The 12,762-nt window shown below is 73.2% G+C and carries 13 protein-coding genes; 3 read left to right on the forward strand and 10 right to left on the reverse strand.

The window, feature by feature from the left end; all coding sequences use genetic code 11:
• Nucleotides 1-4: 4 nt before the first annotated feature.
• Complete coding sequence (locus HC362_RS30095; RefSeq protein ID WP_243087317.1) at nt 5-880, reverse strand: alpha/beta hydrolase; 876 nt, start codon at nt 878-880, stop codon at nt 5-7.
• Between the two features lie 182 nt (nt 881-1,062).
• On the opposite strand from HC362_RS30095, the gene sigJ reads away from it, so the two are divergent.
• Nucleotides 1,063-1,965, forward strand: a complete 903-nt coding sequence (gene sigJ / locus HC362_RS30100) for an RNA polymerase sigma factor SigJ (RefSeq protein WP_243088881.1) — start codon at nt 1,063-1,065, stop codon at nt 1,963-1,965.
• Nucleotides 1,966-1,984: 19 nt separating this feature from the next.
• Here the strand turns inward: sigJ and HC362_RS30105 are convergent, their stop codons facing one another.
• The gene (locus HC362_RS30105; protein WP_243087318.1) at nt 1,985-2,758 is read right to left on the reverse strand and encodes an SDR family oxidoreductase; all 774 of its coding nucleotides are present in this window, start codon (nt 2,756-2,758) and stop codon (nt 1,985-1,987) included.
• A 227-nt stretch (nt 2,759-2,985) separates the two neighbouring features.
• On the opposite strand from HC362_RS30105, the gene HC362_RS30110 reads away from it, so the two are divergent.
• Nucleotides 2,986-3,741, forward strand: a complete 756-nt coding sequence (locus HC362_RS30110) for a GntR family transcriptional regulator (protein ID WP_243087319.1) — start codon at nt 2,986-2,988, stop codon at nt 3,739-3,741.
• 110 nt (nt 3,742-3,851) lie between these two features.
• Here the strand turns inward: HC362_RS30110 and HC362_RS30115 are convergent, their stop codons facing one another.
• Nucleotides 3,852-5,015: an ROK family protein gene (locus HC362_RS30115; protein WP_243087320.1), complete on the reverse strand. Its 1,164-nt coding sequence runs from the start codon at nt 5,013-5,015 to the stop codon at nt 3,852-3,854.
• 154 nt (nt 5,016-5,169) lie between these two features.
• Between HC362_RS30115 and HC362_RS30120 the strand changes: the two genes are divergently transcribed.
• The gene (locus HC362_RS30120) at nt 5,170-5,580 is read left to right on the forward strand and encodes a hypothetical protein (RefSeq protein ID WP_243087321.1); all 411 of its coding nucleotides are present in this window, start codon (nt 5,170-5,172) and stop codon (nt 5,578-5,580) included.
• Here the strand turns inward: HC362_RS30120 and mug are convergent.
• The 7 genes from mug to HC362_RS30155 all read right to left on the reverse strand — a co-directional run bounded on the left by mug (nt 5,566) and on the right by HC362_RS30155 (nt 12,660).
• Entirely contained in the window at nt 5,566-6,069 is a 504-nt protein-coding gene (mug, locus tag HC362_RS30125) for a G/U mismatch-specific DNA glycosylase (protein WP_243087322.1), read from the reverse strand. The two genes, HC362_RS30120 and mug, sit on opposite strands and share 15 nt — an antisense overlap.
• Before the next feature lie 47 nt (nt 6,070-6,116).
• Entirely contained in the window at nt 6,117-7,547 is a 1,431-nt protein-coding gene (gene purB, locus HC362_RS30130) for an adenylosuccinate lyase (RefSeq protein ID WP_243087323.1), read from the reverse strand.
• A 225-nt stretch (nt 7,548-7,772) separates the two neighbouring features.
• Nucleotides 7,773-8,573, reverse strand: a complete 801-nt coding sequence (locus tag HC362_RS30135) for an SGNH/GDSL hydrolase family protein (protein ID WP_279240152.1) — start codon at nt 8,571-8,573, stop codon at nt 7,773-7,775.
• Nucleotides 8,574-8,660: 87 nt separating this feature from the next.
• Nucleotides 8,661-9,671, reverse strand: coding sequence for a hemolysin family protein (locus HC362_RS30140; protein WP_243087324.1), 1,011 nt, complete (start codon nt 9,669-9,671; stop codon nt 8,661-8,663).
• Nucleotides 9,668-11,029 (reverse strand): hemolysin family protein, encoded by a 1,362-nt coding sequence (locus HC362_RS30145; RefSeq protein WP_243087325.1) that lies wholly within the window; start codon nt 11,027-11,029, stop codon nt 9,668-9,670. The genes HC362_RS30140 and HC362_RS30145 overlap by 4 nt, the downstream gene beginning before the upstream one ends.
• Nucleotides 11,030-11,250: 221 nt before the next feature.
• A complete protein-coding gene (locus tag HC362_RS30150; RefSeq protein ID WP_243087326.1) occupies nt 11,251-11,676 on the reverse strand; it encodes a GNAT family N-acetyltransferase in 426 nt (141 codons plus the stop codon).
• 87 nt (nt 11,677-11,763) lie between these two features.
• Nucleotides 11,764-12,660, reverse strand: coding sequence for a TIGR03621 family F420-dependent LLM class oxidoreductase (locus HC362_RS30155; protein ID WP_243087327.1), 897 nt, complete (start codon nt 12,658-12,660; stop codon nt 11,764-11,766).
• Nucleotides 12,661-12,762 lie beyond the last annotated feature (102 nt).

The following is a 12,762-nucleotide window of genomic DNA, read 5'->3' on the forward strand; positions in this document are numbered from 1 at the left end:
TGTCTCAGACGAGGGCGCGGGCGGTGTCCGCGATGACGCGGGCGACCGTGGCGGGGTCGTCGTTCATGGGCACGTGACCGCAGCCGCGCAGCCGGACGAGGCGGGCGCCGGGGATCGTGCGCTTGGCGCGTATGCCCTGCCGCCGCAGCAGCAGCCGGTCGCGGTCGCCCCAGCCGATGGTCACCGGGATGTCCGGGACGTCCTGGCTGAAGAGGGCTCCGGGGCGCTGCCCCTCGGCCAGTACCGGCGCGAAACCGGGCGCCTGCCGCAGGGCGCGGGTCTCGGCGACCACCGCGTCGGCGGAACGCCGGCCGGGGCGGGCGTAGATGGTGCTGGTCAGCGCGGCGCGTCCGGCGGCGGTACGGGCGAGCAGCGAGAGGACCGGGTCCGGCAGCGCCCGTGCGCCGGCGCGCATCCCGCGCAGCACCGCGTAGGCGTAGACGCGTTCGGGACGGGTGAAGAATCCGGCGGGGGAGAGGGCGGTGACCGAACGGGCGGAGCCGTGCAGCCCCATCTCCAGTGCGAGCAGGCCACCCAGCGAGTTGCCCACCACGTGCGGGCGGTCGACGCCGAGCGCCGCACAGGCTTCGGCGAGCATCGGCACCACGCTCTCCATCCCGTAGGAGACGCCCTCGGGCAGTCCCGGCGAGTCACCGAACCCCGGCAGGTCGAGGGCGATCACGTCGTAGCTTCCCGCGAGCACGGTCAGTACGGGCTCCCACGCCTGCCAGTGGTGTCCGATGCCGTGCAGCAGCAGCATCGGCTCGCCTCGGCCCCGCCGCTCGTAGGCGAGCTGGACCGTCGGCCGCCCTGCGGCCCTGACCTCCACGACGGAGGCGGAGCGTCGGACGGGCGTCTGCGGGGTGAAGACGGCTGGCATGGCCACTCCCTACGGTTCCTGCGGTGCTGGGCGGCGGGGTGGGGCGGGGCCGGTGAGCCGGGGCCCGGACGCCGCCTCGGCTCATGGGCTCGTTGACACGATGTCAGCAAGCGTCCGTCCGGGGAAGCCCCGGGTGGCCCGCCGTCGCGTGCCCGGTGCATGATGACGGCGTGAGCGCTGACCTGACCGCTGATGTGACCAAGGTCTTCGAGGAGCACCGGCAGGTCCTCGACGGGGTGGCCTACCGGATGCTGGGCCGGGTGGCCGACGCCGAGGACGTGGTGCAGGAGGCGTGGCTGCGGTGGTCGGCGGCCGACCGCGGGCGGGTGCGCGAGCCGCGCGGCTATCTGGTACGGATCACCACCCGGCTGGCGATCGACCGGCTCCGTCAGGCCCAGGCCCGGCGGGAGTCCTACGTCGGCTCCTGGCTCCCCGAGCCGCTGGTCACCGACCTGGACCTGACGGCGGGGCGCACCCAGGAGGGCGAGGAACGGGCGGTGCTGGCCGAGTCGGTGTCACTGGCGATGCTGGTGGTGCTCGAATCCCTCTCGCCGCTGGAGCGCGCGGTTTTCGTACTGCGCGAGGCGTTCGGCTTCCCGTACGCGGAGATCGCCGAGACGCTGGAGCGCAGCGAGGCCGCCGTGCGTCAGCTCGCCGGACGTGCCCGGCAGCACGTGGCGGAGCGCAAGCCGCGCTTCGAGGTCGACCCCGAGCAGCGGCGGAAGCTCACCGAGCGCTTCTTGAAGGCCGCCGTGGAAGGCGATGTGCAGGGGCTGGTCTCGGTGCTGGCGCCCGAGGCGCGGCTGGTCTCCGACAGCGCGGGCGGTGCCAAGGCGCCGCGCCGCGTCATCCTGGGCGCCGACAAGGTCAGCCGCTTCGTCGCGGCGGTCGCCCCGGAGGGTGCGCGCGACCCGGCGTTCGGCATCCGGTTCCTTGAGCTCAACGGCGGCCCCGCGGTGCTGACGACCTACCAGGGACGGCCCGACACGGTCTTCTCCGTGGATGTGGCCGACGGGGTCATCCGGGCCGTCTACCTGATCAGGAACCCGGGCAAGCTCGCCCACCTGGCGGAGCTCGCGGAGTGAGGCGACCGGCGGCTCGCCGTCACAGGCCGCCCGCGACCCTGAGCACGGCACCCGAGGTGTAGGACGCGGCGTCGGAGAGCAGCCAGGCGACGGCGTCGGCGATCTCCTCCGGCTCGCCGGGGCGCCCGGCCGGGGTGATCTCGGCCTTCTTCCACGCCCTGTCCGGATCGCCCATCTTGGCGTGCATCTCGGTGAGCACCGAGCCCGGCTGTACGCAGTTGACGCGTACGCCCTCACCGCTGAACTCCTTGGCCAGCCCCACCGTCATGGCGTCGACGGCCGCTTTCGAGGCGGCGTAGTGCACATATTCACCGGGGGAGCCGAGGGTGGCGGCGCTGGAGGAGATGTTCACGATGGCGCCGCCGGACCCGCCGTACGCCGTGGACATCTCCCGCAGGGCACGGCGCGCGCACAGCAGCGTGCCCGTCACATTGACGTCCACCACCCGGCGCATCACCTCCGGCGACGTCTCGGTGAACCGGCCGAGCGGCCCGGAGACGCCCGCGTTGGCGACCAGCCCGGTGACCGGACCGAGCGCTTCGCGCACGGTGCCGAAGAGGCGGTCCACGGCGTCGGTCTCGCTGATGTCCACCTGGACGGTGACGGCTTCGCCGCCTGCCTCGCGCACCAGGGCCGCCGTACGGGCCGCGGCCGGCTCGTCGGTCGCGTAGCCGATGCCCAGGTGGTGGCCGTCCCGGGCGAGCCGCAGCGCTGTGGCGGCACCGATGCCGCGGCTGCCGCCGGTCACCACGGTGACCCGTTGCCGGGAGGCGGGGCTGAGGGGACGGGCCATGGGGTCCTCCGGGCGTCGGTGACCGGTGGCGGTCAGGAATGATCGATGATCGATCAAAGCACTCGCAGCCGCAGCTCGGCAAGTGCCAGGGGCCAGGGCATTGGTCTTGACCAAGGGTGGGGGCCGTCCTATGGTCTGGGCATACGCAAGAACCTTTAAAAAACAAGTGCACGTAAACACCGCCACACACACCGCCCGTTGGGCGCACGGGGATCGCGGAGGCAAGGGTGGGGACCACGCAGCTGGAGACGGTGCCGGAGCCGAAGTACTGGCACTTGAAGACGGTGCTCTCCGAGGCGCTCGACTCCGAGTTCACGGTCGGCGAGATCCTGCCGAACGAGCGCGAGCTGGCCGCCAGGTTCGGCGTGGCCCGCGCGACGCTCCGCCAAGCCCTCGAACAGCTGGAGCTGGAGGGCCGCCTCCAGCGCCGCCGCGGCGTCGGCACCACCGTCGCGCCGCCCCGGGTGGGCGTGGACGTCGGCTCCGAGGCCGGCCCGCACGCCTGGCCGGGCGCCGCGGGCGACGCCTGGCACACCGAGGAGCACCGGACGGCCCCGGCCCCGGCGCCGGTGGCCCGGATGCTCGGTGTGGCGCGTGACGCCGCCGTGCACGCGGTGCTCCGCAGCCGGACCACCGGCGGCCAGCAGGTGGCGTCCGAGGTGCTGTACGTGCCCACCGAATCGGTCCCCGCCATTCCGTCAGGTGCCGAGGAGGAGCCGAACACAGCGGCCAGGGCCCGCGCTGTGCTGCGCGAACTCCACCGGCTCCAGCTCGCCGGGCAGGACCGTACGGTCGAACTGGGCTCGGCGCGCGCCGACGACGCACGCCGGCTCGACCGGCTGCCCGGCGCCCCGGTGCTGGTCGTCACGACGCGGTACGTCGCCGAGGGCGGCACCGCCGCGGTCTCCGTGGCGACCTACCGCGCCGACACCTGCCGGCTCTCGTTCAGCGACGGTGAGGACGTCTCGCTGCTGGCGAGCTGACGCATCGGCGAGCTGACCCAGAGGTGAGCTGACTCCGAGCCGAGCTGACTCATCGGCGAGCCGACTCGGAGGCGAGCCGACCGGGACCGGCCGACGACCCGAGGCGGCCGTCAGCGCGCCGGCTCGGTCTCCTCCAGGGTGAACAGCTCGCTCTCCGCGTGGTCCAGGGCGACCCGCAGCGCCCCCGTCGCCACCGCCGTCTCGCCCAGCCGGGAGAGAGCCACCCGCGGCGGGCGCAGGCAGTAGCGCTCCAGTTCGGCGCGCAGCGGGTCCAGCACGCCGTCCAGCCCCGAGGCCCAGCCGCCGACCACCAGCAGCTCCGGGTCCAGCGCCAGCACCAGCGCCGCCACGTCGTGCACCAGCCGGGCCAGGAAGCGGTCCATCGCCCGGCGCGCCCGGTCGTCCCCGCCCCGGGCCCGCGCGAACACCTGGGCGACGGCGGCCTCGTCGAGCGGGTGCAGCGGCTCGTCCGTCGTGGACAGCAACCGTTCCGGCCTGGCCTCCCTGCCGAGCAGGTGCAGCGCCCCGATCTCCCCGGCCGCGCCGCCGAACCCGCGGTGCAGCCGGCCGCCGATCAGCGAACCCGCGCCAGGACTCAACCCGGCCAGCACCATCACCACATCGTCCACGCCGCGCGCCGCGCCCTTCCAGTGCTCGGCCAGCACCGCCGCGTTGGCGTCGTTCTCCACCAGCACCGGGCAGCGGAACGACCGCCGCAGCCGCTCACCCAGCGCCAGGCCCGTCCAGCCGGGCAGCGCCGTGCCCAGCCGTACCGTCCCGTCGGCCTCCACGATGCCGGGGGTGCCCACCCCGACCGCGCGCAGGGTGTCGCGCGCTGTGCCGGTCCTGCGCAGCAGTTCGGCGACGGTGGCGCGGATCCGCTCCAGCCGCGCGTCGGCCTCCGCGGTCTCGGCCACCTCCCTGGAGAGGGAGCCGGTGAGACGGCCGGTCAGGTCCGAGAGGACGGCCGCCACCCGGTGCGGTCCGATCTCGAGCCCCAGCAGCTGGCCCGCCTCGGCACGGAAGCGGAATCTGCGCGCCGGGCGTCCCCGTCGTGCCGTACCGCCCGGCTCGTCGGCGGCCTCGGCCACCAGACCCGCCTCGATCAGATCCTCGACCACGCCCTCGACCGTGGGCCGGGACAGCTCGGTGGCGTGCACCAGCTCGGTGAGGGTCAGCGCCGACGGGGTCGTGGTGCCGCGCAGCGCCCGCAACACGACCGTGGAGTTGATCCGCCGCAGCAGTGACGGGTCCCTTCCGGTCAGCCTGCTCACGCTCCGCCTCCCTGCCTGTGCGCGTGGGGCGGATCGTAACCGCTGTGGGGAGTCACGGCGAGCGGCCGGGGTACCCCGGCCGACCCCACGGTTACGCCCTACGTCCCAACCGGCCGCTCAACCGGCTGTCAGTGCCGGGAGGTTGACTGTTCTCATGCGACTCGCACAGCATCTCGCCGCCATCGGCCGCCTGCAGGCCGAGCCCGCCGCCCAGGTCGCCGCCTTACGCACGGCCGACCCGGACCCGGAGGGCGACCCTGTCGCGCTCCTGGAGGCCGAGCAGGAAGTGCGGGCCGACCACGAGGCGCTGGTCGTGCTGCTGTCCCAGCAGTGGGGCGAGCCGGAGACCGTCGACCTCGACGCGCTGCTGCTGGCAGCCGCCGAGGGGAAGCCGCTGCCCGAACCCGAGCGCACGCTGTGCTGGCGCGTCGCCCAGCTGTCCGTGTGGCGCGTGGACCAGCGCTGGATGGGCGTCGGCCTGGCCCGCCGCGGCGAGGAGATACCGCTGCAACTGCTCGCGGCGGCGGGGGAGCCGGGCAGGAGCGCGGTCTCAGTCCTCGGCTGAGGCGGCCACCCGCAGCTTGCCGAACTCCTCGGCCAGCGCCGCGGGCGTGTAGTGCGCGTTGAGCCCGCTGGGGTTGGGCAGCACCCACACCGGCGCTCCGCCGACCAGCCGGTCCTGCGGCCCCACGGCAGCGGCCGGCTCGTCGAAGGCGGCGCGGTAGGCCGTTATGCCCAGCACCGCCAGCCACTTCGGCCGCAGCCGCGCCACTTTCGCCTCCAGCAGCCGGCCGCCCTCCGTGAACTCCGCGCGGGTCAGCTCATCGGCACGCGCCGTCGCCCGGGCGACGACGTTGGTGATGCCCAGCCCGTACGACAGCAGCTCCCGCTCCTCGTCCGGGCGCAGCCTGCGCGGGGTGAACCCGGAGGCGTGCAGTGCGGGCCAGAAGCGATTGCCGGGGCGGGCGAAGTGGTGACCCGTCGCCGCCGAGAGCAGACCCGGGTTGATGCCGCAGAACAGCACCCGCAGCCCCTCGGCGGCCACATCGGGCACCAGCTTGCCGCGGGCCGCCTCCAGCTCCTGCTTGGTGAACCGCGGACTCAGAGGATCGCTCCCGGACGGTAGGCGGCGGCCTCGGGGTGCAGCTCGGCGACCTCCTGGACGCGGCTGACGACCTCGGCCGTCTGCGCGGCGGCAGCGCCGGTGAACGACAGCCGGTCCGCCATCAGCTCGCCCAGCGCCGCGCGGTCCAGCGGGATGCGCGAGTCCGCCGCCAGCCGGTCCAGCAGCTCGTTGTGCTCGGCGCCCTCGCGCATCGCCAGCGCGGACGCCACCGCGTGCTCCTTGATCACCTCGTGTGCCACCTCCCGGCCGACCCCGGCGCGTACGGCGCCCATCAGCACCTTGGTGGTGGCCAGGAACGGCAGGTAGCGGTCCAGCTCCCGGGAGACCACGGCAGGGAAGACGCCGAACTCGTCCAGCACCGTCAAGAACGTCTCCAGCATCCCGTCGAAGGCGAAGAACGCGTCCGGCAGTGCCACGCGCCGCACCACCGAGCAGGACACATCGCCCTCGTTCCACTGGTCACCGGCCAGCTCGCCCGCCATGGAGGCGTAGCCGCGCAGGATCACCATGAGGCCGTTGACGCGCTCGCAGGAGCGGGTGTTCATCTTGTGCGGCATCGCCGAGGAGCCGACCTGCCCCTCCTTGAAGCCCTCGGTCACCAGCTCCTGGCCCGCCATCAGCCGGATCGTCTTGGCCAGCGACGAGGGGGCACCGGCGAGCTGCACCAGCGCGGTGACCACCTCGTGGTCCAGCGAGCGCGGGTAGACCTGCCCGACGGAGGTGAACACCCGGCCGAAACCGAGGTGCTCGGCGATCCTGCGCTCCAGGTCGGTCAGCCGCTCCTGGTCACCCCCGAGCAGGTCCAGCATGTCCTGCGCGGTGCCGACCGGGCCCTTGATGCCGCGCAGCGGGTAGCGGCGCAGCAGCTCCTCCAGCCGCTCGAAGGCGACCAGCAGCTCGTCGGCGCCGGTCGCGAACCGCTTGCCCAGCGTGGTGGCCTGTGCGGCGACGTTGTGCGAGCGGCCGGCCATCACCAGCGCCGCGTGCTCGCCCGCCAGCGCGCCCAGCCGGTGCAGCAGCGCGACCGTACGGTCGCGGGCCAGCTCCAGGGAGAGGCGGATCTGCAGCTGCTCGACGTTCTCCGTGAGGTCGCGCGAGGTCATGCCCTTGTGGACGTGCTCGTGGCCGGCCAGCGCGTTGAACTCCTCGATCCGCGCCTTCACGTCGTGCCGCGTGACCTTCTCGCGCTCCGCGATCGAGGCGAGGTCGACGTTCTCGACCACCCGCTCGTAGTCGGCCAGCGCCTCGTCCGGCACGGCGATGCCCAGGTCCCGCTGTGCCTTGAGGACGGCGAGCCACAGCCGCCGCTCCAGCACGATCTTCGACTCCGGGGACCAGATGCGGACCAGTTCGGGGGAGGCGTAGCGGGACGCCAGGACGTTCGGGATGCGCGGCTTGTCACTCACGTCGCCCGAGTCTACGGGCCGCTGCGCGGTGCCTGTGCCGCCCCTTGCGGGAGAGGGTCCGCTCCTTGCGGGGAGGGGGTGCCCCTTGCTCGCCGTTGCGGGCTGCGGGTGGGTTGTGGCTTGTCGCGCCGTTCCCCGCGCCCCTGACGGGGCCCCCTCTGCGCTTGGGCAGTCTGCGCCAGGGGCGCAGGGTGGGCAAGCGCAGCGCCCCCTTGCCGGGTGCGCCTACATGGGGGCCAGCTCCGGCCGTTTGGGGGTGCGGCCGTCGCCGGAGGAGCGGCCCGTGAGGCGGCGCCCGATCCACGGCAGCAGGTGAACCCGCGCAAAGCGCACATCCGCGGCACGGCGGGCCGTCCAGGAAGGCGGCTCGGCGGGCGGCAGCGGAGCGTTCCAGTCGGACTCGGCGGGCAGCCCGAGACGTTGCCAGACGGCCTCGGCCACCCGCCGGTGTCCCTCGTCGGTGAGGTGCAGCCGGTCGTCGGCCCACATCCTCGGATCGCCCAATGCCTCCGAGGCGAAGAGATCCACCACCACAGCGCCGTACCGGTCGGCCAGGTCCTCGATGAAATCGAACAGCTGCTCCATCCGGGACCGGTAGCGCTCCAGTACCGGGCCGCGCCGGCCCGGGCTGCGCATCAGCACCAGCGTGCCGCAGGAGGGAGCGAGCGCGGCGACCGACTCCTCCAGCAGCGCGCACACCCGCGCGGTGTCGCAGCCCGGCCGCAGGACGTCGTTGAGGCCGCCCACCAGCGTCACCAGATCGGCCTTCATCGCGGCGGCCGGGGCGATCTGGTCGGCCGCGATCTGTCCGATGAGCTTGCCGCGCACCGCGAGGTTCGCGTACCGGAACCCGGGCTCCAATTCCGCCAGCCGGGCCGCCAGCAGGTCGGCCCAGCCCCGGTAGCTGCCGTCCGGCAGTACGTCGGACATGCCTTCGGTGAAGGAGTCGCCGAGGGCGACGAAGGAGCGGAAGGCGGGAGACGGTCGGGTGCCTTCCGCTGAGGCGGTGATCGCTGCACTGGTCACGGTCGCCGATGGTATCCGGTTGCCCGGAGCAACGACCGCCCGCCCAGTGCAACGACCCCCGCCCGGTGCGACGACCGCCCGGCGGGCCTACGCCTGCCCCACCAGCTCCCGCAGCACGTCCTCCATCGTCACCACGCCCGTCGCACGCCCGTCCGGCCCGGTGACGGCCGCCAGATGGGTGCCGCTGGAGCGCATCGCGGCCAGCACGTCGTCCAGCGGCAGCGAGGCCCGCACCCGGGCGATGGGGCGCATCGCCGTCAGCGGGAACGGTGCCTCACGGGGCGAGGCGTCCAGCGCGTCCTTGACGTGCAGATAGCCCAGCACCCGCCCGTCGTCGTCCACCACGGGGAAGCGGGAGAAGCCGGACCGCGCCGAGAGGTTCTCCAGCCCCTCGGGCGTCACGCCGCGGCCTGCCGTCACCACCTTGGGCAGCGGCTGCGCCACATCACCGATCGGGCGCCTGCCCAGCTCCAGCGCGTCCCGCAGCCGCTCGGTCGAGCGGTCGTCCAGCAGTCCGGCCTCACTGGAGTCGGCCACCATCTGTGCCAGGTCGTCGTCCGAGAACGCGGCCTCGACCTCGTTCCTGGGCTCGACCCGGATCAGTTTGAGCAGCCCGTTGGCGAAGGAGTTCACGGCGAAGATCACCGGGCGCAGCGCCCGCGACAGCGCCACCAGCGGCGGGCCCAGCAGCAGCGCCGTCCGCTCGGGGCCGGCCAGCGCGATGTTCTTGGGCACCATCTCGCCCAGCAGCATGTGCAGGTAGGTGGCCAGCGACAGTGCGATGACGAAGGAGACACCGTGTGCCACGCCGTCGGCCACGCCCATCGCGTGGAAGACCGGCTCCAGCAGGTGCGCGATCGCCGGCTCGGCCACGGCGCCGAGCACCAGGGTGCTCAGCGTGATCCCGAGCTGGGCGGCGGCCAGCATCTGCGACACATGCTCCAGGCCCCACAGCACCTTGCGGGCCCTCTTGTCGCCGTCCTCGGCCAGCGGTTCGATCTGGGCGCGCCGCACCGAGATCAGGGCGAACTCGGCGCCGACGAAGAACGCGTTGGCGACCAGCGTCAGCAGTCCGAGCAAGAGCTGAAGTACCGTCATCGTCGCGCCTCCGCCCGGTCGGTGTCCTCCGAGGCGGCCGCCTCTTCGCCCGGCCTCGGTCCGTGCAGCCGCACCTGCGCCGCCCGCCGTCCGGTCGCGTCCATGACCTCGATCAGCCAGCCGGCGACCGAGACCGTGTCACCGGCGGCCGGGATGCGTCCCAGCTCGGTGGCGATCAGCCCGGCGAGCGTCTCGTAGGGGCCCTCAGGGGCGCGCAGTCCGATGCTCTGCAGCTGGTCGGTGCGGGCGGAGCCGTCGGCGACGTAGAGGCGCCGGCCCTCCGCGTCCTGCCCGGCGGGCGCCAGGTCCGGCGTCTCCAGCGGGTCGTGTTCGTCGCGGACCTCGCCCACGACCTCCTCGATGATGTCCTCCAGGGTGACCACGCCGGCCGTGCCGCCGTACTCGTCGATGACCACCGCGATGCTGCGGTCACCGCCGGAGAGCTGGTCCAGCAGCCGGTCCACGGTCAGCGACTCGGGCACCAGCAGCGGCTCGCGCATCAGATCGGTCACCGGGCGCAGCCGCCGCTCAGCGGCGGGCACGGCCAGCACGTCCTTGATCCGTACGATGCCGACGACGGTGTCCAGGTTCCCCCGGTAGACGGGGAAGCGGGACAGCCCCGTGGCGCGGGTGGCGTTGGCGACGTCCTCGACCGTGGCCTGTACCTCCAGCGAGGTGACCTGTACGCGCGGCGTCATCACGTTCTCCGCCGTCAGCTCGGCCAGGTGCAGGGTGCGCACGAACAGATCCGCGGTGTCCTCCTCCAGCGCGCCCTCCTTGGCGGAGTGCCTGGCCAGCGCCACCAGCTCCTGCGGCGAGCGGGCCGAGGCCAGCTCCTCGGTGGGCTCGAGGCCCATCCGCAGCAGCACCCGGTTGGCGGTGTTGTTCAGGTGCCGGATCAGCGGGCGGAAGGCGGCCGAGAAGACCCGCTGCGGGGTGGCCACCCTCCGGGCGACCGGCAGCGGCATGGAGATCGCCCAGTTCTTGGGCACCAGCTCGCCGACCACCATCAGCACGATCGTGGAGAGCCCGGTACCGAGCACCAGGGCGACCGACGAGGCGGCCGAGGTCGGTACGCCGAGCGAGCGCAGCGGTCCGGCGATCAGCTTCGCGATGGAAGGCTCCGCGAGCATACCGACGATCAGGTTGGTCACGGTGATGCCCAGCTGTGCGCCGGAGAGCTGGAAGGTGAGGGACCGCACAGCCGACAGCGCGCTGGCGGCGCCCCGGTCGCCGCGCTGCTCGGCCCGCTCCAGCTCGCTGCGCTCGACGGTCGTCAGGGAGAACTCGGCCGCCACGAAGCCACCGCAGGCCAGCGACAGCAGCAGTGCCACGAACAGCAGCAGAACTTCCGTCATCGGCCCTTCACCTCCTTCCCATCGTGGGGCAGGGGGCGCCGGGACGCGCGATGTCGGTGGTTGCTTCGGGAGCCACTACTGGGAGGGTCGCCCATGGGCGGACGCTCACACCTTTCGGAATCCGATGACTGTGCCGGGCCCGCGGGAATGCGGGTCCGGCGCTGTACAGCGTAAACGGAGCGGACGGCTGACCGGTTCCCCACGCCGGCGCGAGGCGCGCCTCACGGGGTGAGCGTTTTGACCCAGCGGCTCCACTGGGGTTGCGGGGTGTAACCGGCGGCCTGCCATGCCCGGTGTGCCCGCTCGTTCTCGTCCAACACCATGGCGTCGCCGCGCCGCCCGCCCAGTGCGGTGAACCGCTCCTCGGCCGCGGCCAGCAGGGCTCGGGAGATCCCCTGCCGCCGCTGGGACGGCAGTACGGCCAGCCGGTAGAGGGAACACCTCCACCCGTCCCAGCCCGCGATGACGGTGCCGACCAGGCGCCCGTCCCGCTCCGCCAGCAGCAGGGCCTCCGGATCGCGGGCGATCAGCCGGGCGACCCCATCCCGGTCGTCGCTGACGCTGGTGCCCTCGGCGGCCTCCCGCCAGAAGGCCAGTACCTGGTCGATGTCCCGCTCGTCGGCGGCCCGTATCGAAAGATCGCTCATGGGCCGCATCCCAGCACCACCCGTGCGTCGGCCGCCACGCTGTTTCGCCTGGTGAGCCACTGGTCTACGGCGTGGCTCAGCCACCGGTCAGTTGCCGCTCAGCTCCGCCACCACCGGAGCGAACGCGTCCATACAGGGGTCGAGCACGGTGAAGTACGAGAAGCCGTAGCGCTCCCGGTTGGCGCGTAGCTGTTCGGCCATCTCCTCGGGGGAGCCCAGGAGGAGGGCCGGATGCGCCAGCAGTTCCTCGTCGCTCATCGCCGGACCGTACGGGCGCAGGCGCTCCAGCGCCTCGCCGGGGCCGGACGTCTGTGCGACGTACTGGATGAGGTAGTTCAGCTCGGGCGGTTCGGCCCGCTCCGCCGCGAACGCGCGGAGCGCCCCTGTGCGCTGCTCCAGCTCGGCAGGGGAGATCAGCTTCATCGTGCCTTCCGGCTCGCCCGGCACCTGCCGCCCACCGGTGAAGGCGGCCACAGCTGCGGTGCGCGCCGCCAGCCTCAGCACGCGGTCACCGTTGCCGCCGATCAGCAGCGGCACCGGCTGCTGTACGGGGCGCGGCGCGTGGTCGGGGTCGGCCAGCAGCCGGCTCACCTCGGCGACCAGGTGCTCCAGGTGGTCCACCCGGCCACCCGGCGAGGCCCACGGCAGACCTGCCGTGTCGTGCTCGGCCTTCACATAGCCCGCGCCCAGCCCCAGCTCCAGCCGGCCGCCGGAGAGCTGGTCGACGGTGGCCACCTCGCGGGCCAGCAGTGCCGGGTTCCAGAAGCCGGCGTTGAGCACGAAGGTGCCCAGCCGGGGCCGCTCGGTCACCTCGGCGGCGGCCGCCAGTGCCGGGAAGGGCGCGCTGAGGCCCAGATGGTCGGGCACCTGGACGATGTCGTAGCCCTGCTCCTCGGCCCGGCGGCAGCGCTCCCGGAACTCCTCGCCCGAGCCGAAAGTCACCATGTTGACGCCGAACCGGAACGGCCGTATGGGATGGGACACGCCAAGCCTCCTGGGACAGCGCCGAGTTGGACCGGCCCTGATCCTAAACACGCCCGGCACATCGCGCCCACCCGGTAAGGGGGCAACGCGCCCCGCAAAGGG

Origin of the sequence: Streptomyces sp. 891-h (assembly GCF_022760275.1) — a bacterium.
Taxonomy (GTDB): Bacteria; Actinomycetota; Actinomycetes; order Streptomycetales; family Streptomycetaceae; genus Streptomyces; species Streptomyces spirodelae.

Bases quoted from the DNA above. Each gene is read 5' to 3' on its own strand.
- HC362_RS30150 (WP_243087326.1), bottom strand. From the start codon at position 11,676: ATGAGCGATCTTTCGATACGGGCCGCCGACGAGCGGGACATCGACCAG.
- HC362_RS30095 (WP_243087317.1), bottom strand. From the start codon at position 880: ATGCCAGCCGTCTTCACCCCGCAGACGCCCGTCCGACGCTCCGCCTCC.
- HC362_RS30120 (WP_243087321.1), top strand. From the start codon at position 5,170: ATGCGACTCGCACAGCATCTCGCCGCCATCGGCCGCCTGCAGGCCGAG.
- HC362_RS30105 (WP_243087318.1), bottom strand. From the start codon at position 2,758: ATGGCCCGTCCCCTCAGCCCCGCCTCCCGGCAACGGGTCACCGTGGTG.
- HC362_RS30145 (WP_243087325.1), bottom strand. From the start codon at position 11,029: ATGACGGAAGTTCTGCTGCTGTTCGTGGCACTGCTGCTGTCGCTGGCC.
- HC362_RS30140 (WP_243087324.1), bottom strand. From the start codon at position 9,671: ATGACGGTACTTCAGCTCTTGCTCGGACTGCTGACGCTGGTCGCCAAC.